Source organism: Streptomyces sp. NPDC001401, assembly GCF_042895385.1.
GTDB lineage: Bacteria > Actinomycetota > Actinomycetes > Streptomycetales > Streptomycetaceae > Streptomyces.
This window is the reverse complement of the sequence record NZ_JBIAWI010000002.1, coordinates 449,932-468,210: the sequence shown is the minus strand read 5'-3', so window position 1 is coordinate 468,210 and position 18,279 is coordinate 449,932. Positions and strand designations below refer to the sequence as shown.

Annotated in this window: 13 protein-coding genes and 1 pseudogene; 3 read left to right on the top strand and 11 right to left on the bottom strand. The window is 70.2% G+C overall.

Annotation, left to right across the window (positions count from 1 at the left end; all coding sequences use genetic code 11):
* Positions 1-12: 12 nt before the first annotated feature.
* Entirely contained in the window at positions 13-1,758 is a 1,746-nt protein-coding gene (locus ACFY10_RS09745; protein WP_390664522.1) for a TIR domain-containing protein, read from the top strand.
* Complete coding sequence (locus ACFY10_RS09740; protein ID WP_390664521.1) at positions 1,755-5,918, top strand: hypothetical protein; 4,164 nt, start codon at positions 1,755-1,757, stop codon at positions 5,916-5,918. Before ACFY10_RS09745 ends, ACFY10_RS09740 begins: the two co-directional genes overlap by 4 nt.
* A gap of 34 nt (positions 5,919-5,952) precedes the next feature.
* Here the strand turns inward: ACFY10_RS09740 and ACFY10_RS09735 are convergent, their stop codons facing one another.
* From ACFY10_RS09735 to ACFY10_RS09695, 9 genes and pseudogenes are all read right to left on the bottom strand, one after another.
* On the bottom strand, positions 5,953-6,699 hold the full coding sequence (locus ACFY10_RS09735) for a DUF4097 family beta strand repeat-containing protein (RefSeq protein WP_390664520.1): 747 nt from the start codon (positions 6,697-6,699) through the stop codon (positions 5,953-5,955).
* 246 nt (positions 6,700-6,945) lie between these two features.
* Positions 6,946-8,667 (bottom strand): beta-ketoacyl-ACP synthase 3, encoded by a 1,722-nt coding sequence (locus ACFY10_RS09730; protein WP_390664921.1) that lies wholly within the window; start codon positions 8,665-8,667, stop codon positions 6,946-6,948.
* Positions 8,668-8,676: 9 nt separating this feature from the next.
* Positions 8,677-9,360, bottom strand: a pseudogene (locus ACFY10_RS09725) (phosphopantetheine-binding protein); the annotation flags it as partial.
* The gene (locus ACFY10_RS09720; protein WP_390664519.1) at positions 9,291-10,148 is read right to left on the bottom strand and encodes an AMP-binding protein; all 858 of its coding nucleotides are present in this window, start codon (positions 10,146-10,148) and stop codon (positions 9,291-9,293) included. The gene ACFY10_RS09720 and the pseudogene ACFY10_RS09725, both read right to left, overlap by 70 nt.
* 306 nt (positions 10,149-10,454) lie before the next feature.
* Positions 10,455-11,036: a DUF4097 family beta strand repeat-containing protein gene (locus ACFY10_RS09715; RefSeq protein ID WP_390664518.1), complete on the bottom strand. Its 582-nt coding sequence runs from the start codon at positions 11,034-11,036 to the stop codon at positions 10,455-10,457.
* Between the two features lie 180 nt (positions 11,037-11,216).
* A complete protein-coding gene (locus tag ACFY10_RS09710) occupies positions 11,217-11,861 on the bottom strand; it encodes a response regulator (protein WP_390664517.1) in 645 nt (214 codons plus the stop codon).
* Positions 11,852-13,543, bottom strand: coding sequence for a sensor histidine kinase (locus ACFY10_RS09705; RefSeq protein WP_390664516.1), 1,692 nt, complete (start codon positions 13,541-13,543; stop codon positions 11,852-11,854). Before ACFY10_RS09705 ends, ACFY10_RS09710 begins: the two co-directional genes overlap by 10 nt.
* Positions 13,544-13,669: 126 nt before the next feature.
* Positions 13,670-14,485, bottom strand: coding sequence for an NB-ARC domain-containing protein (locus ACFY10_RS09700; protein WP_390664515.1), 816 nt, complete (start codon positions 14,483-14,485; stop codon positions 13,670-13,672).
* Positions 14,430-15,344 carry a TauD/TfdA family dioxygenase gene (locus ACFY10_RS09695; RefSeq protein ID WP_390664514.1) on the bottom strand — a complete coding sequence of 305 codons (915 nt, stop codon included), beginning with the start codon at positions 15,342-15,344 and terminating at the stop codon, positions 14,430-14,432. Before ACFY10_RS09695 ends, ACFY10_RS09700 begins: the two co-directional genes overlap by 56 nt.
* A 213-nt stretch (positions 15,345-15,557) precedes the next feature.
* On the opposite strand from ACFY10_RS09695, the gene ACFY10_RS09690 reads away from it, so the two are divergent.
* Complete coding sequence (locus tag ACFY10_RS09690; RefSeq protein ID WP_390664513.1) at positions 15,558-16,478, top strand: class I SAM-dependent methyltransferase; 921 nt, start codon at positions 15,558-15,560, stop codon at positions 16,476-16,478.
* Here the strand turns inward: ACFY10_RS09690 and msrB are convergent.
* Positions 16,424-16,831 (bottom strand): peptide-methionine (R)-S-oxide reductase MsrB, encoded by a 408-nt coding sequence (gene msrB, locus ACFY10_RS09685; RefSeq protein WP_390664512.1) that lies wholly within the window; start codon positions 16,829-16,831, stop codon positions 16,424-16,426. The two genes, ACFY10_RS09690 and msrB, sit on opposite strands and share 55 nt — an antisense overlap.
* 13 nt (positions 16,832-16,844) lie before the next feature.
* Positions 16,845-18,236 (bottom strand): UDP-N-acetylmuramate--L-alanine ligase, encoded by a 1,392-nt coding sequence (murC, locus tag ACFY10_RS09680; RefSeq protein WP_390664511.1) that lies wholly within the window; start codon positions 18,234-18,236, stop codon positions 16,845-16,847.
* Between the last annotated feature and the right edge of the window lie 43 nt (positions 18,237-18,279).

Genomic DNA, 18,279 nt, shown 5'->3' with positions numbered 1-18,279 from the left:
CGTGGGAATGAGATGACGACGGAAACAGCGTCCGGCGCGGACCACTGGGACGTGTTCATCAGCTACGCCCGCGAGGACTACGTCCAGGCGAAGGACCTGCACGACGCACTGACCGAGTGCGTGACCGCCGACGGCACGACGCCGAGGATCTACCTCGACGTGTCCCGCACCAGCGGCACCCCGCTCGGCGCGAACTGGCAGACCTTCCTGGAGGAGGCGCTCCCCCGCAGCCGCCACATCGTGGCGCTGTATTCGCCGACGTACTTCAAGAAGGACGTCTGCCAGTGGGAGCTGCACGAGGCGGCCAGGCTGAACCCTCCGGAGGGCGGCCGGCTCATCCCGCTGCTCATCGATCCGGCAGCCATCGAGAACGTCCCCTATGTCGTGCACGAGATCAACTGGATCTCCGCCGCACGGCCGCGCTGGCTCGACGAGTTGTGCAAGGTCGTGGGACTGCGTACGGCCGAGACCCGCACCGCCCTGCGGTTCGACACCCCGGTCGACGGCGCGGTCGCCGGTCACACGCTGCCGCCCCTGAAGGTGACCGGCTCCGCACCGGACGGCACACCCCCATGGGCGCCCGGCACGACGGTCGCCCTCTGCGCGCAACCCTCCACCGCCGAACTGACCGGCACGCTGTCCGCGCCGGTCACCGGGAGCACGGCGGTCTTCGGCGATCTCGCGTTCCGTGCACCCGCCGACGAGGTACGGCTGGTCGCGACCGCGCCCGGCTGCGAACCGGCCGTGACCCCGCCCTTCCCGGTGCGGGCGCCCGAGGAACAGCCGGCCTGGGACGAGCCCGACCGTCCCGTCCTCACGGCGCGCGGGCATCCCGTCTTCTTCCCCGACGGCCGGGCGCTGGCGGTGCGCGACGGGCGGACCCTGACGTTCCGTTCGGCGCCGGAGTACGAGGTCACGGGCTCGGCGGAGCTCAGGGAGCGGCCCCGGCTGTGGGCGCGCGGAGAGCACTGTCTGGCCGTCGCCGACTGGTCGGGGCGGGTGGTCGTGGCCGCCCCGGACGGCCGGAGTCGGGCCGTGGACCTCCCGGCACCGCACGGTGGGCGACTCAACGTGCCCGGCGCGCTGGCCTTCGCCGGGGACGTCCTGTACGTCGGCATGTGGGGCGGGTCCGTCTGGTCGCTGTCGCCCGGCGCCGAGGAGCCGGAGCGGGTGCTGGAACACCGGCCCGGCATCCAGGTGCTGGCGGCCGACGGCTCGGGGCTGCTGGTGGGTGGTTTCGACGGCAGGCTCACCCGGTACGCCCAGGGCCGTGCCGGTGCCGTGCACCTGCTGGAACCGGTGCTGCTGGCCCTCGCCCGGGTCCGGGACTTCGCCCTGGTGGTCGGCGAACACCGCGTCCACCGGCTGGACCTGACCGGCGGACGGCTGCTGCAGGTCACCCAGCCGGTCACGACGGTCAGCGGGACGCTGCCGGGCGGCAAACTCACCGCGATCGTCGACGCCGAGGGCCAGGGCGTCTCCTTCGACGCCGAGCTGGCCGTACGCGTCGGTTTCCGCACCGTGCCGGGCGCCAGGCCGGTGAGCTCCGGACAGGAGGGGCGGCTGCTGGTACTGGAGTATCCCGACGGCTCCCACGCCCTGGTCCGTGACGGCCGTACCACCTATGTCTCCGGGCACCCGATGGCCGTGTCCCCGGACGGGCGTTGGGCGGCGGTGTCGGACGGGGAGCGGCTGCTGATCCTGTCGCCCGACGAACTGGACGCGTACGACGGGCAGGGGCAGGAGGAACCGGCATGACGTCCCGTGCGGTGTTGGAGAACCGGCCCGAGGTGCTGTGGCGGCTGGTCTCCGGTCTGTGGGCGGCCCTGGAGGAGGGACGCCGGGACCTCACCGTGGGCCAGTTCGAAGCGGTCGTCGAGGCCTGCTTCCGGATCGGCGTGCATCCCGCCACCGACCCGGCGACCGCGCTCACCATGCTGACCCGCGCCCACCGGCTGGACGGCACGAACCCCAAGCACCCCTACCATGTCGGGCTGCTCCATCTGCGCCACGGGCGACCGGCCGCGGCCGTCCCCTGGTTCATGGCGGCGGCGGACCTGTCCCCCGCCAACCACCGCGTCTGGGCCCACCTCAGCCTCGCGCACCGGGCACTCGACGGACAGGACCAGGAGCAGGAGCAGGACGCCCCGGGCGAGAGCCACGGCGAGCACGCCAAGGCGATCGCCGCCAAGATCATCAAGGGTGCGCACGACTTCGCCCCGGCGGGGGCGGACGCACAGCCCTCGCTGCCGCTGCTGCGCCCCGAGAAATGCCGGTGGACCGGCATCCATGACATGGCGGCCGACCTCCGGCTGCACGGCAACACGACCAAGGGGACCAGGGACGAACTCGCCGCCGAGCTCGCGGGCATCGCCGAGCTGGCGGGCCGCCGCCGCGGTGGGACGGCGGCGTTCACCGTGCTCGCCGTGCAGTGGATGGTGTACGGCTATCCGACCGCGACGGTACGCCGGCTGGCGCAGCGGCTGCCGCCGGACGACGGTCCCGCGATCCGCATGCTGCACCTGGTGTGCGACCTGTTCGAGACCGACCTCGCCGAACTCCCGGCCCGGCTGGCCGACTGCCTCGCCGAGCGCTCCCTGCCCGATGTGCTCATCGCGCTGATCCACCGCCGGCGCCTGTTCTGGCGCCCGCTGCGGTTCCCGGACCTGGGAGCGCACGCGGCGGCGCGGGAGTTCACCGACGGCGATCACGAGCGGCACGAGAAGGCGCTGAAGGCAGCGGCGGAGAAGCTCGACCCCGGTCCGGACGAGCCGATGGCGGACGTCCCGCAATCCACCTCCACGGATCCCACCGCGCCGGACACACGGGGTCCCGACGAGACGCTGGCGGCGTTCGAGGCGTCCGCCGCCGCCCTGACCGGCCTAGCCAAGGACGTACAGGCCCACGCCAGGAGCCTGGCCTCGGCCTCAGTGGCGGACGTGGCGGAATACACCCGGATCTCCGGCGACCGGGACGTGCTCACGGACCTGGTGAAGCGTCTGGAGGCCCTGCGGCAGACGCGGTTGGAGGAGCTGCAGCGGTTCCAGGGCACCGAGCCGTCCGGTCTGGTGATGGCCGTCGCGGAGTTCCAGCGCCGGCTCGGGGAGTGCGAGGCCTCCTTCCAGGAACCCCTGGGCAGTCTGCGGGCCATCCTCAGGAGGAAGGTCGACAAGAAGCTGGCGGCGAAGGCCAAGGACTTCCCGCCGACCACACCCGCGCCGACGGACCGGGCGCTGGCCTTCGAACACCGTATGACCGCCTTGGAGCAGCCACCCGATACGCCGGCCCCCGACTCGGCGACCACCGGCGCCCCGACCCCCGACGAACGACTGGCCGAGTTCGAGGAGGCGGCCGCTCAGGTGACGGGCCTCGTGAACGACGCCCTCGCCCACGCCAGGTCCCTGGCCCGGTCCTCCGTCGACCAAGAGACCGACCACGCCCGCGTCGCCGGAGACCACGGCGTTCTCACCGACCTGGTGCACCGCCTGGAAGCCGTACGCCAGGGTCGGCTGAAGTCCCTGCACCAGCTCAGGAAGACCGAAGTCTCCGGGTCCGGTCCGATGATGGCCGTCGCGGAGTTCCAGCGCCGGCTCGAGGCGTGCGAAGCCTCCTTCCAGGAACCCCTGGGCAGTCTGCGCGCCATCCTCAACAAGAAGGTCCGCAAGCAACTGGCCGCGAAACAGGCCGAGTTCGCGACGGTCGCGCCCGTACCCTCACCGCCCGCCCTGGCGCTCGCGGAGCGCCTCTCGGACCTGGAGGAGGGCACCCCGGACCTGGCGGAGCAGCAGCCCCGCACGACCGGTGCCGCCCCACCCGCCGACCGGCGACCGACTCCCCCTCCCCCGCCCGCCCATGCCACTCCACGTGAGCGGGTCGAGCATGCCCTCGCCTCCGCCGAGCACGGCCTCGACGCCAACTTCGCTCAGGCGTGGCAGACGCTGGACGCCTATCCGGCCGGGCTGCGCAACCGGGAGGCGGTCGTGCTGCTGCGCACCTGGCTCGGCGGGCAGCAGGCGGAGGCCGATCTGCGGCTGGGGCGGACGACGGCGGCGCGGCGGCGCTGGAACGCCATGCTCACCGACGCCCCCTCGGACACCGCCGTGCTGCGCAACCTCGCGGTGGCGCAGACCTCCGCCGGGGACCTGGTCCAGGCCGCGCAGGCGTGGAGCCGCTATCTCGAAGCGCTGTATCTGGAGGCGGTGCTGGACGGCGACCTGCGCCGCGGCGCGGCCGAACGCGCCGAGCTGCACCGTGTGCTGGCCGCGTCCTTCGGCACGGCCCCCCTCTGCCCGCGCCCCACGGCCGACCGGGACCCGGACAAGGGCCCGGGTCAGGTGGTGCCCGTGCTGGCAGGCTCGGCCAAGGTCTCGATCGCCGTCGCCCACCTACGCCTGGAGGAGCTCAACCACGCCCTCTCCCACCGCGCCGCGGCCCTGCTGCTCGGCATCGACCGCAACATCAAGGCCGACCGGGCGGACGCCGCACTGGCCGCCGCCCTGGACCGCCGCAGGGCCGCCGTCGAAGCAGCCGTAGCCCTGCTCCCGTCCAGGATCCGGGCGCCCTTCGGGAAACTGTGCCGCGAGCGGATCGACGAGGCATACCGCGAGGCCTCCCGGACGGAGGGGCGCACCCGGAAACCGGGGGACGAGGCCGAGGAGGAGGCGCACCGGGAATGGGCGCGCCGCCGGCTGCTGTGGAAGGTGCAACTCGCCGATGCCGTGCGGGGCGAGGACGCCGAGTGGCCGCTGGCCGAGCACTCCGGCGACGTGATCGCGGGCCTGAACCGCATCGACGCGCTGGCCCTGGACCCGGCGGACGACGGGCTGCGGGTCAGCGCCCGGCAGATGGGCGTGCAGGGCGATCCCACCGCGCTCATCGAGCGGTACAACCAACTCACCGAACTCGTCTGCGACTTCGCCCTCGGTCAGATCTACGCGGCGGCCGAGGAGGCGGCGTCCGGTCCGGCCACACGGCACTTCGCCGACCGGTTCCGGCGCGCGGCGCGCTCCTGGGGGCGCAACAGCGACATCATCCCCGAGCAGTACGCCGACCTCCTCGACGACCCGCAGCGCCTCTACTACGCGTCCGTGGAGTCGGCGTTCGGCATCCTGAAGGAACTGACGCGGTCCGGCCGCCCGGCCGACGACGGGGAACGCGGCATCCTCACGGCTGCCGCGACCGCTCTGGACCGCTGGGTGCAGCGGCTCCCGGGAGCCACCGGCCCCGCCCGCACACTGGCCATGGTTCTGGGCGCCCTCGACCGGCACGACGAGGCCCGGACGGTGTTGTCCACGGCCAGGCGCGAGGCGTTCGGCGAGAAGGGGCGCCGGCACGTCGCCCTGGCGACCGTCCGTCTCGACATCACCGGCGAGCGGTTCACCGAGGCGGTCGACCTGCTGCGGGAGCTCCTCGACGACGACACGTTCGACGAGGAGCAGCTGCGCGATCTGCTCACCGACGCCTACAACCGCTGGATCAACTCCGGGAAGGAGGCACCCAGCGCGTCGGACATCGCCGAGGACTTCGCGCGGTGGGCGGACCCCGACACGGTCAGGAACCGCCGACTGCTGGTGGTGGCGGCGACCCTGACCAAGGACCGGAGCCGTCTCGATCCGGTCGCCGCTGCCCGTGCCCTCGCCGAGGACCTGGGCCGGCTGTCGGAGCAGGATCCCGACAACGTGGAGGCCCACTACCACCTGACCGTTGCGCTCTACCAACAGGCCCTGGCGGTGCGCAGACAGATGCAGTCCACCGCCGACCACACACGCGCCCTTCTGCGCAGACAGCTCGGTGACGCGGTGGCGGTCTGCGCGGAGCGGGCGTCGAACCTGCTGAGCTCCGGTGCACTCACCGACGAGGAACGACTGGACAACATCCGGGAGATCCTCCGAGCGGTACGCCCGCAGAAGAACAACTGACTCAACCCTCGTCCGACGTCAGCCGCAGCCTGTCTCAGTGAATGCGGATGCCTCCACTACCCGTCGAGACCGTGAGGGAATGGGATGCGCCACGGCTGTTCGGCACTTCCACCTCGGGGGTGGAACCCCTGCTGTGGGCCAGGACGCTGTAGCCGGCCCCCGAAGGCACGGCGAGGTCGACAGCCCCGTCCTTGGTAGCGATGTTCACGTTGGCCGGAGCGCTTGTGAAGGCTGCCTCGACCGCGCCGTCAGTCGTGGAGACGCCGGCCTGCTGCGACGCGGCGTCGGACAGTGTGATCTGCCCGTTCCCGCTGTGCAGGGACAGCGGCCCGGTCGGGTGCTTGACGGTGATGGCACCGTCCCCGGTGCGCAGGTCGAGACTCCCGGCGAGGCCCTCCGCGACGATTTCGGAATTCCCGCTCTGCACATGGGCGCGCATGGAGGCGGGGAGCGTGATGTGCAGTTGGAGATCGCACGAGCCGGAGCAACCGGCCTTCACGGTGGCGGTGTTGCCCGACTTCGACGTCGACAGCTGGGGGCGCGCATCGGAATAGTCGCCGGTGGCGGAGACCCGTACGTGCGAATCGTCGCCCGCGCTCAGTGTCACCCCGATACCCGGAGTGTCGACCTTCAGCGCCATGCCGGGCTGGACGGCGAGCCGGCTCGTCTGCGAGTAGCTGGTGCGGTGCAGTGCCGTCGTGGGATTGCACCCGGTGAGGACAACGGCGGTCGAAAGCGCGGTCAGAGCGATTCCGACGGACCGCCGGGAAGCGCGAGTCAACGTGTTGATTTCAGAACTCCTCGTCTGAAAGGAGGGGAGCCCCCTTTCCCCGTCATCGCCAACGGCGCGGGGAATCGGTCAACTTCCCGATCAGGGTCCAAAAGCGATCTGCCTGAACGCTAGCCAGTCGGCTTCGGGGCGTGGTAGCAGGGAAGCCCACGAGGTGACGGTAGGGATAACCCACCCATGCGCCGGGTGTGCCGGGGTGCCGGCAGGGCGGGCCGCCCGGGCCGGACCGCACACCCGCTAAGGCAGCTCGACCACCGTCGCGGCGTAGGACAGGCCGGCTCCGTATCCCAGGAGCAGGGCCAGCCCTCCGGAGCGGACCTCGCCGGCGCCCAGGAGCGCGTCCATCGCCAGCGGAATCGAGGCTCCCGAGGTGTTGCCCCTGGTGACGATGTCCCGGGCGATCACCACGTGGTCCGGCAGCCGGATGCCTCTCGCCAGACCGTCGATGATGCGCACGTTGGCCTGGTGCGGGATGAAGGCGTCCAGGTCGCCCGCCCGCAGTCCCGCGGCGTCCAGTGCCTGCTGGGCGACCTTCGCCATCTCGCAGACGGCCCACCGGAACACCTTCTGGCCGTCCTGCCGCAGCGCCGGCCACCTCTGGTCGGGCGCGTCGCGCACCGCGTCCCAGGGCACGGTCTGCGAGATGGCGTCGGCCTGTGAGCCGTCGGCGCCCCACACCACCGGGCCCACGCCCGGTGTCGACGCCGGGCCGAGGACCACCGCGCCGGCACCGTCACCGAAGATGAAGGCGGTCGACCTGTCCTCGAGGTCGAGCAGATCCGTCATCCGTTCGGCGCCGATCACCAGGACGTGCTGCCCCTTGCTGCGGACCATGTCCGCAGCAAGGGCCAAGCCATGGACGAAGCCGGCGCAGCCTGCGGAGATGTCGAACGCGGCGGCTCTGACGGCACCGTTGCGGTGCGCGATCACCGCTGCCACGGCAGGGGTCTGCCTCAGATGGGTGAATGTCGCGACGACGACGCAGTCGACGTGCTCCGGCAGAACTCCTGCCGCGGCGATCGCCGTCTCCGCGGCGAGTTCTCCCAAGAACCCGACGACCGGCGCGGTCTCCGGCACGGTGCGGCCCGCGACCGGAACGCCGATGCTCACGTCCCACTGCCCGCTGTACCTGGCCAGCAGCGCCGAGAACGCGGTCAGCAGCGTCATGAAAGGGCTGGCCTCGTGCCGTCGGCCGAGGCCGATCACCTGTTCCGCCGGCGGCGCGGGGATCCTGACGGGCACCAGTGCGCCGCGCGAGTCGCGCTCCGCCGGGCGCGGGTGGTCCGTCGGCAGCTCCGCGGGGACCGCGCCGCGCAGCTCCTCGCGCCAGAACGCGAGCTCCTCGGTCAGGCTCTCCTTGTCCCTGGACTTGCGCTGCCACACCGCGTAGTCCGCGTACTGGACACCCGGGACGTCCAGTTCCGGTTCCCGGCCCGTGTGGTAGGCCGCGCAGATCTCCTGGAATTCCCGTTCCAGCACGGTGGCGGACCAGCCGTCGCAGGCGATGTGGTGGATCGTGAGGAACAGCAGCTGTTCCTGACCGGCGCGGCAGTCCTGATCGGCGTGGCGGGCCAGCAGCGCACGCCACAGCTTGCCCGAGGCGAGGTCGAAGCCGGCTTCGAACTCCTCGCGGACCAGCTGCTCGAGGTTCGTCGGGCCGTCGATCACCCGCAGGTCGACGGGGCCGGCCGGCTCGATGATCTGCAGGGGCTCGCCGGCGCGGCTGACGTAGCGGGTGCGCAAGGACTCATGGCGGGCCGAGAGCGCCTGAAGTGCCCGGCGCACCGTGTCCGGGGCGATGTCACCGGGCAGGCGCAGGAACAGAGGGACGATCCACTCCGCGCTGTCCGGGTTCATGGTGCTCAGCAGCCACACCCGTCGTTGCCCGAAGGACAGCGGAAGTGCCTCGTCGCGGGAGACGGTCTCGATCGGCGCACGGGCGGTCCCCGCGGTCCGCACCAGCTCGGCCTGCTGTTCCACGGTGACGGCCTGGTAGAGGTCCGCGAGGGCCACGTCGTTGCCGGTGGTGAGCCGGAGCTGTTCGGACAGCTTGGCCAACAGCAGTGAGTAGCCGCCGAGTTGGAAGAAGTCGTCCGTGGCGCCGATGTCGTCGAGGTCGAGCAGCTCGGCCCACACCTCGGCGACGGCACGCTCTTCGGGGGTGCGCGGCGCCACGTAGGGCGGGCGTTCGGAGTCGAGCAGCAGCAGGGGCTCCTGCGCCCACATCGGGTCGGCGTCGTCCTCGGCGCGGCCGAGGTGCTCCAGCGTCCCGTCGTTGCGCCGGCGGACGACGGCGCCGGTGCGCAGCATCCGGCTTCCCGGCTCGCCGTCGGGGTCGGGCAGGAAACGCTCGGCGGTCGCACCGGGCCTGCCCGACCACGCACCGGACACGGCGACATGCAGTTCACCGGGCAGGCCAGCGGGCAGGGGCTCGCCGAACTCGTCGAGCACGGCGACCCGCGTCCCGTCGAGCGGAGCGCCCAGCAGCGGTGCCTCGGCGCCGTGTTCGGGTTCCCTGTCGAGCAGGGTGACCGGCAGTCCGCATACGGCCTGTCCGTAACTGATCGCCAGGCGCGCCGTGGTCACGGCGGAGAGCCGTCGGTACGTCTCCGCGTCCGTGCCGGGGTCCAGCTCCGGTGCGTCGGAGAGCACCAGGCGCAGGGTGGGGCACTGCGGCCGGCCGGACAGGTCCTCCAGTTCGCGAGAAGGGGGTGGGGGACGGCCAGTACCGTGCCTTGGAACTCCGCCACGGCCGCCGGCACCGCTCCGGCGTCCGGTGCGTCCCCGAGTGCCGGGAAGATCGCCGTGGCGCCGTTCACCAGGGTTGCCAGCAGGGCGCCGTAGCAGGTGGCCTCCTCGACGGGGGCACTGAAGACGACCCGGTCGGACGGGGACAGGTCATGCTGCCCCGCCAGCGCGGAGGCGTACGCCGCCAGGGTCCCCCAGTCGATCACCAGACCGGTGTCGCTCGCTCCGTAGCTGAGGAACGCGGGATCGGCGGCATGGTTCGCCGCCTCCTCCCACGCGTCGTCCGGGCACGACGCGATCTCCTCCCGCATCGTGTCCAGGCACAGCACCTCGACGCCGCCCTCCGGGTCGGGGGCGCTCGTGCCCACGCTCAGCAGAAGGTCGATCCGCGCATCGCGCGTGATCGACGCGAGCCGCTCGCCGGGGAGGGACTCCGGCAGGAGGACGAACGCGGCTCCCGTCTTCCAGACGCCGAGGAGGGCCACGATCAGGTCGGTGGCGGACGTCAGCCGCGCACCCACCACGCTGCCCGGTCCCACCCCACGGCGCCTGAGGAAACAGGCCATTCGGCGGGCTTCCGTCTCGAATTCCCCATAGCTGATGTGACGACCGTCCGCTACGGCGGCAATGGCGGTCGGGGATTGCGTCGCATGCTGCGCGACGACGCGGTGCGGAAGCGTATGCCGGGTCACAACGGCTCCTGAGGTCAACAACGTAGGGACAGTGCACTCGGGGATCAGCCCGACAACGGAGCGGCAGTCCGCGGCTCAGCACACCGAACCGTCGGCCCCATGGCCGGCGGAGGTTCAAACGAGGCATGTCCGCACAGGCGTCGGTGATTCTCCGCTGCCGCATCGTCAGTGTGTGCCAGTGCTCTATATCGGCCCTATACGAGTGAAGGCACGCCGGTAAAGCAATACGCCGATGCCCGGGAGATTCGGATTCTCCCGGGCATCGGCGCGGTCGGCGAGGGAAAGGAGCGGCAGTGAAGTGCCCCCTCAGTGCACCTGGATTCCTCCGCTGTGGGTCTTGACCGTGATCTGGCGCGAAGCGTTCCGGTCGACCGGAAGTTTGACATCGGGCGTCGAGTCGGAACTCGTGGCGTCGATGTAGTAGCGGGAACCGTGCGGCACGCGCAGGTCGACGGCTCCGTCGCCGGTCGCGATGTTCACGTTGGTCGGAGCGCTCACGAAGCCGGCATCGACCGCGCCCGCGCCGGTGGTCACGCTGGCGCTGGCGGAACGGCTGTCGGCCAGGGTCACCGCGCCGTCACCGGTGTGCAGGTTCAGCGGACCGGACGCGTTGTCCACGTCGATGGCCCCGCTGCCCGTCCGCAGATCGAGCCGCCCCTTCAGATCGCTGACGGAGATCGCCGGGCCACCGGTGTCCGCCTTGACAGCCAGGTCCGCCGGCAGCTTGATGTGGAGCTGCACCGAACAACCGCCGCCGGGGCACGTACCGACGACGGAAAGGCCCTGCCCGGACGGCTTGACCGAGACCCGGGGAGCGCTGTCGTCATACCCTCCGGTGGCCTTGACCTCGAGGTGTGACGAATCGCCGGGGCTCAGGGAGACGCCCATACCGCCGGTGTGCACCTCCAGCAGTTTCCGGCCACTCGCGTCGGCCTGCCAGGAATGGGAATAGGGGTGGTTCGGGCGCAGCAGTTCGACGGTGCCCCAGCCGGCGAGAGCAATGACCGCGACGAGAACGGCGAGACCGCCGTAAATGATTCCACGACGCTTTTTCGATGCCATACTTTGTCAAGCTCCCAGATAGCGTAGAACAGCGAGCACCCGGCGGTGGTCCCCCGCTTCGGGCTGCAAGCCGAATTTGGTGAAGATGCTGCGGATGTACTTTTCCACCGCAGCGGCACCGATGACGAGTTCCGTCGCGATGCCTTGGTTCGAGCGGCCCTCCGCCATCGCGTTGAGGACCTCCCGCTCTCGGGGCGTCAGCGACGCCAGAGGGTCCCGCTTCCGACTGCGCGCCAACAACTGTTTGACCACCTCGGGGTCCAGCACGGTGTCACCGGCATTGATGCGCTGCAGTGCATCCACGAATTCGGCGGCGTCGGACACACGGTCCTTGAGCAGGTAGCCGATGCCGTTGTCATTGCTGTCGATCAGATCGAAGGCGTACCGCTCCTCCACGTACTGCGACAGCACCAGCACGCCGACGTCCGGCCACCGGCTCCGGATGACGAGCGCTGCCCGCAACCCCTCGTCGATGAACGTGGGCGGCATACGGACATCCACCACACAGACATCGGGCTCGTGCTCGGCCACGGCACGCAAGAGCGCCTCTCCGTCGCCTACGGCGGCGACCACATCGATGTCCTCCTCCGTGAGGAGCAGGACGATTCCCTCACGCAGCAGCGCGGAATCCTCGGCGATCACTACCCGCATGGAATCTCCACCTCGATCACGGTCGGTCCGCCGACGGGGCTGTCGATGCGCAGCCGGCCGTCCACCGCTGAGATCCGGCCCTCCAGGCCGGAAAGGCCGCTGCCCCGGGCGGGATCCGCTCCGCCCTGCCCGTCGTCGCCGATCGTCATGGTGAGCAGGTCGCCCTCCCGCCTGATGTTCACCCACGCACGACTGGCCCTGGCATGCTTGGCCACGTTGGTCAACGCCTCCGACACCGTGAAGTACGCGACGGCTTCCACGGTGGCCGAGGGCCGCGGCTCGGCCTCGACATCGAGTCGCACCGGTACCGGCGCCAAGGCGATGACTGCGGAGAGCGCCGCTTCCAGACCTCGGTCGGTGAGCACCGGGGGATGCAGGCCGCGCGCCAGGTTACGCAACTCCGTGATGGTGTACAGCGTCTCGCGGCGTACGTCCTCCACGAGCTTGCCGGTCATCTCGTCCCCCGACTTCTTGAGCCGGGAACTGGCCCGCCCCAGGGTCATCGACATGGCCACCAACCGTTGCTGCGCCCCGTCATGGAGATCACGCTCGATGCGTCGTCGTTCCGCTTCGGCCGCGTCGACGACACGGGCCCGGCTTTCGGTCAAATCCTTGACTCGTTCCATCAGTTCCATGCCCGGGGGACGCGAGAGCAGCGTGCGCCCGAGGAAGAGGTCGAGCGCCATGAGCGGCCTGACCAACAACGGGGAGACGAACGCACCGAAGAGCAGCGCCAGTGCGGCGATCAGGAGCATCGAGGGCAGGCCTGCCAGTATCCACGGCCCCACCCCCACCTGTCCCCGGGGAAGGAACCGGTAGTAGGCCGGCAGCAGCACCAACATCAGGGGTACCGCCCAAACCAGCGCCACGCCCACGGTGGTCACCATCGACACCCCTGTCAGCAGGGTGAAGTAGGTGATCAGCCGCCAGGTGCAACGGCTGCGCGCGAGCGCCACCATCGACTGGAACGACCGCCAGGAGCAAGGTGGTTGCGGCGGTTCGGAGATCCGCACTCCGGAGGTGACGGCGAAGCGCAGGCGTTCCAGGGCCGCGAGCCGGTAGAGGGCCCACCCCGCCGCCACGCTGACGGGCAGCCCCACCAGTCCGAAGGGCACCGCGCACAGACCCGTTCCCAGCACCGTGAGCACGACCAGGCCGGCCGTGGCCATGACGCCGTCCAGGGCCAGATGTGCGCAGACCCGCCACAGAGCCGACGACGTCAGCGCCCGTAACGGACTGCGGGGCACCGTCAAGTCCGGCGTTGGCGTGCCGGCACCGTCGCCGTCGCCGTCGCCGTCGCCGTCGTGAACATACTGAGCAGTGTTTCCTGTCAACTCATCGCCCGACTCTCGTTCCGTGAGAGCAGGACGAGGTGTTCCCTGTCTCACGCTGTTCCGTCGACAGGACCGTAGCCGAGCCGATGCGAGCAGGTCAGCGAGGAGATCCGACAGATGAGGGGTAGGGATAACCCGCCTACGAGCCGGTGGGTTCGCGTGGCCGACGCCGACGAACTCGAGCGGCACAGTGGAGGTATGACAGAGCAGCAACTGACCGTTGCCGGCGAGCCGGCACGACCCGGCGAACACGATGTCGACCAGTTCCTCGCCCGCTATGGCGACGCCATCGACGACCGGGTCGGTGAAATCATCGACGAGGTACTCGAAGATCGGTTGCGACACCATCAACGCGTCCCCGTCCGGCTCCTGGCGACCACGGTTGTCGCCGCCACTGTCACCTCCTTGATACTTACGTCGTACAGCCCGACGGCCGTTGCCATCGTGTGGGCCGCGACCGCGGTGATCTGTGTTTCACTGACACACCGTGCTCGGCTGTCCAAGCATGTGTAGTCCGACCGGGCTGGTCGCCAGCATGGTGACGGCGCGCGTCCATGGCCGCGGCGGCGGAGTTGTGTGGACGACCGCCGGGATGTCCTCCACAGCGATCTCCGCCGGGGAAATCGCCCCTCGACCCGTGCGCGCCAGATGGCACAGGAATTCCCGAGTCTCCGACGGCAGTCGATTCACGGACAGATACAGGCTTCGCCTTACGTCGAGATCTCCCACGCGCAATTCATCAAGCCTGGTGCGGGGATTACTCAGCCGAGCCACGAGCCGGGAGGCGGACCATTGAGGCCTGGCCGCGAGACGGGTTCCCACAATACGCAATGCCAGCGGCAAGCCGGCACAGTGCGCGATGATTTTCTGGGTCTCGCACGAAGTAGGGCTTATTCGCCCCTCTCCCGCCACCTTCGACAGCAGCAGCAACGCATCGACATCGTCCATGGGGTCCACCGCGAGGGTGTTCGCCTCGGAAATGCTGACCATTCGGGTGCGCCCGGTGATGAGCACAGTGGGTTCCGCCGTGTTCGGCAGAAGTGACTCCAGTTTTAGATCGCCGACAGCGTTGTCGAGGAACACGAGGGCCCGCTTGCCGAATGTTGCGGCGCGAAACAGCCTTATCAAGTCGTCCAGGCTCTCCCGGCCTGCATCAGGCCTCTCACCGAGAGCACTCAGAAGGGCGACCAGGACTTCCTCGGTCTCCTTGGGCTCCCCATCCGCACGGCAGAGATCAACGTATATCTGCCCGTCGGGGAAGGCCTCGCGCATGTCGTGTGCGGCCTGCATGGATCGCTATGTGATTGTCCAGGAACGCCATTTCGCCGGGCTGGAGCACCAGGGACGCGGACACCTCCAGGAACGCGGCGCGCAACAGTTCCAGCGCGTCTTTCGCGGTGTCGTCGAGCGGCGAGGTGGCGTTGAAGTCCACGCGGACGTTCGGGTCGTCCGGTATTCCATCCAGCACGGGGTGTCCCTCCGTCGAGTTCGCCGACCGGAACGAGGGCGGGGCCTCTGTCACGAAGCGCGGCTCGAAGAGAACGTCCCGGACGTCGTCCGGAAGGAGCCGGGCCGCCCGGCGCACCGAGGAGACCAGCGTGCCGACCGTCCCGGAATGGTCGTTGCGCAGGCACAGCAGCCCGACGAAGTCTGGTCTGTGAGCGTGGAACGCGTTCTCCACGTGTAGTTCGAGCGGGATCGAGCCGCCGTTGCTCTGGGACTCCTCCCGCCCCGGCACCGGTACGACGTTCTGCACCAGCGCGCCGGATTTCTCGTCGCGGTAGGCAACGACTTCGCCCAGGTACAGGCTGATCAGTACGGCGACGGCGGCTGGTACGGTCGCCGTGCGTTCCACCGACTCCGCGACGGTCGGCGTCGCGGGCAGGCCGGGGTCGCCGACCGGGAGGTTCCGCAGGGCCATCACCGCGTCGTCGCCCGGGTCGTGCCGGAACCGGCGGACCACCTCCCGCAGCCGCAGGGGCAGCCGGCTCGTCAGCTCCCGGGCCTGTGCGAGCCACTCCCGGTCGTCGACCTGGCGCCGCCCGGCATCGGCCAGGAGGGCCGCCACCTGCCCCAGCTCATTCCGTTCGCCATCGGTGAGCGTCAGGTCGAACTGGGCGCGCTCGGGCACCGGGGTCCCTTGATTCATCGTGTCCACTTTCTCTCGTCGTCCTGGAACTCCCACACCGCCTTGGGGAAACCCAACGGCGAATCCACGCTGCAATGCGAAGCCATATTTGTTCGATATGTGGCCGGTGTTGCCGCATGTGCGCCGGGCGCCGCCAGGGCTCGGAACCGCTCGCCGCGGCAACGACTCTCTTCACGGTTCGGTGTTCCCCGGAGCAAGGCGGGTGCCTGGGCGTTGGCGGGCGTATCGGCGGCGGCAGCCGCTGCCGCCTGGTGGGCGTCCGACTCCGCGCCGTACCCCTACGCACAGCACTGGATTCTCGATCTGCCGCTGCCGTTCCTCACCCAGGAGCGGCTGAACGGCCTGCTCCGGCCACAGCCCGGCCTGCGCGTCCTGGAAATCGGCCCCGGTACCGGGCTGCAGGCGCTGGAAGTCGCTCCCCAGCTCGGCCCTGAGGGCACGCTGGAGATCGTCGACATCCAGCAGCAGATGCTGGACCATGTGATGCGCCGTGCCGCCGACCGGGGCATCGGCAACATCGTCCCGACGCTGGCCGACGCGCGGCACCTGCCCTACGAGAGTGCGAGCTTCGACGCCGCCTACCTGGTCACGGCACTGGGTGAGATCCCGGATTTCCCGGCCGCGCTCCAGGAGTTGCGCCGGGTGCTCAAGCCCACCGGTCGTCTGGTCGTCGGTGAGTTCTTCGACCGCCACCAGGTCCGTCCGGCGGCTCTGGCCCATCACGCGAACGCCGCCGGGTTGCACGTGACCCGGCAGATCGGGACCGTGGTTGGCCTGCTACGCCCTGCTGGAACCATGTGCGTCGGCCGGCGGGAGCCATCCCCCGCAGGTTCCGGCCGCTACCGGGGCGGTACCGCCGGTGACGGCTGCCGACCCCCTCTGATCCCCCGTCGGGTCGGTCCCGTCGAGGACGACCATGACCGGCGCCGGCCGGTGGCACTCCCCCTCGCACATCCGTGTGGCCACCGGCCGGCAAACCAGCTCCCCGCTGCTGTGCCGCGGACGGATGGTGGAACGCGATGTATCCGCCCGTGGCCGATCAGGCTGCCATGCGGATACTCGAGCTCACGGCTCGCACCTCACTCCTCGTCCGGCGTCAACCGCAGCGAGATCGAGTTGATGCAGTACCGCTGATCCGTAGGCGTCGGATACCCCTCGCCCTCAAACACGTGCCCAAGATGCGAACCGCACCGAGCACACCGCACCTCGGTCCGCACCATCCCGTGCGAACGGTCCTGGATCAGCTCCACCGCGTCGGTGTCCTTCGGGTCGTAGAAGGACGGCCAGCCGCAGTGCGACTCGAACTTCGTGGTGGAGGTGAAGAGTTCGGCGCCGCAGGCGCGGCAGGAGTAGACGCCCGTCGTCTTGGTGCCGGTGTACTCACCCGTGAAGGCCGGCTCGGTCGCAGCCTGGCGCAGCACGGCGTACTCGGCCGGGGTCAGCTCCGCACGCCACTGCTCGTCCGGCTTTTCGACGTCGTACGACATGAAGCTCAGCCCCTTACTTCGCGAGACGGTCCAGGATGCGCGGTCCGAGGTCGGTGACGTCGCCCGCGCCCATGGTGAGAACGAGATCACCCGCCTTCGCCATTCCCGCGACGGCCTCCGGCACGTCCGCCTTGTCGTGGACCGGCGTCACGTCCGCGCCCGCGGCCCGCGCCGCGTCGATGATCAGCTCGCTGGTCACGCCGGGGATCGGGTCCTCGCGGGCCGGGTAGATGTCGAGGACGACCGACGCGTCCGCCAGCGCCAGCGACTGCCCCATCTCCTTGCCGAGCTCCTGCGTCCGCGAGAACAGATGCGGCTGGAAGACGACCAGGATCCGGGCCTCGCCCGCCGCGGCGCGCATCGCCTCCAGGTCGGCGGTCATCTCCGTCGGGTGATGGGCGTAGGAGTCGATGACCTGGACACCGGCGGCCTCACCCTTCAGCTGCAGGCGCCGCTTCACACCGGTGTACGCGGCCAGGGCCGGCGCCAGCTCTGCCGCGGGGACACCCAGCGCGACGCCCGCCGCGAGCGCGGCCACGGCGTTGTGCGCGTAGTGACGCCCGGGAACGGAGACAGTGAAGGTGAGCTCCTGCCCGTCCAGCAGGACCGTGACCTCGCTCTTCAGCCCCTGCGGGACGACCGACAGCACCCGTACGTCGGCGTCCTCCGCATCGCCGTACGTGACCGTCCGCACCGAACCGGACACCCGCCGCGTCAGCTCGCGCGCACCCTCGTGGTCCGCGTTGATCACCAGCGTGCCGCCGGGCACGATCCGTCCGGCGAACGTCTCGAAGGACTCGTAGATCTCGTCCATGGACGCGTAGTTGGCGTGGTGGTCGAGCTCGACGTTGAGGACGATCGCGACCTCGGGCGCGTACTTGTGGAAGCTGCGGTCCGATTCATCGGCCTCGGCGACGAAGATCTCGCCCTCGCCGTGCAGGGCATTGGAGCCGGGGGCGTCCAGGTCGCCGCCGATCGCGTACGACGGGTTCAGGCCGAGCTCGCTCAGCGACACCGCCAGCATCGAGGTGGTGGTGGTTTTGCCGTGCGTACCGGCGACCGCGATCGGCCGCAGGCCGTCCATCAGCGCGGCGAGGGCGTCCGAGCGGTGCACGACCGGAATGCCCAGCTCGGCCGCGCGGGCCAGCTCCGGGTTGTCCTTGCGGATCGCCGACGACACGACGACGCAACTGGCGTCGTCGGCGAGGTGGTCCGCCGCATGCCCGATGTGCACGGTCGCCCCCAGCGCCCGCAGCGCCTCGGCGGTAGCGGACTCCTTGGCATCACTGCCGGCCACCTTGGCTCCCCGCTGCGCGAGAATCTTCGCGATCCCGGACATCCCGGCGCCGCCGATGCCGATGAAGTGCGGTCGGTCCATGGCGGGAGGAAGGGTGCCGGGTGCCATGCGTGTGTCTCCCTGTGCGCGGTGATACGGCGGAATGTTCAGC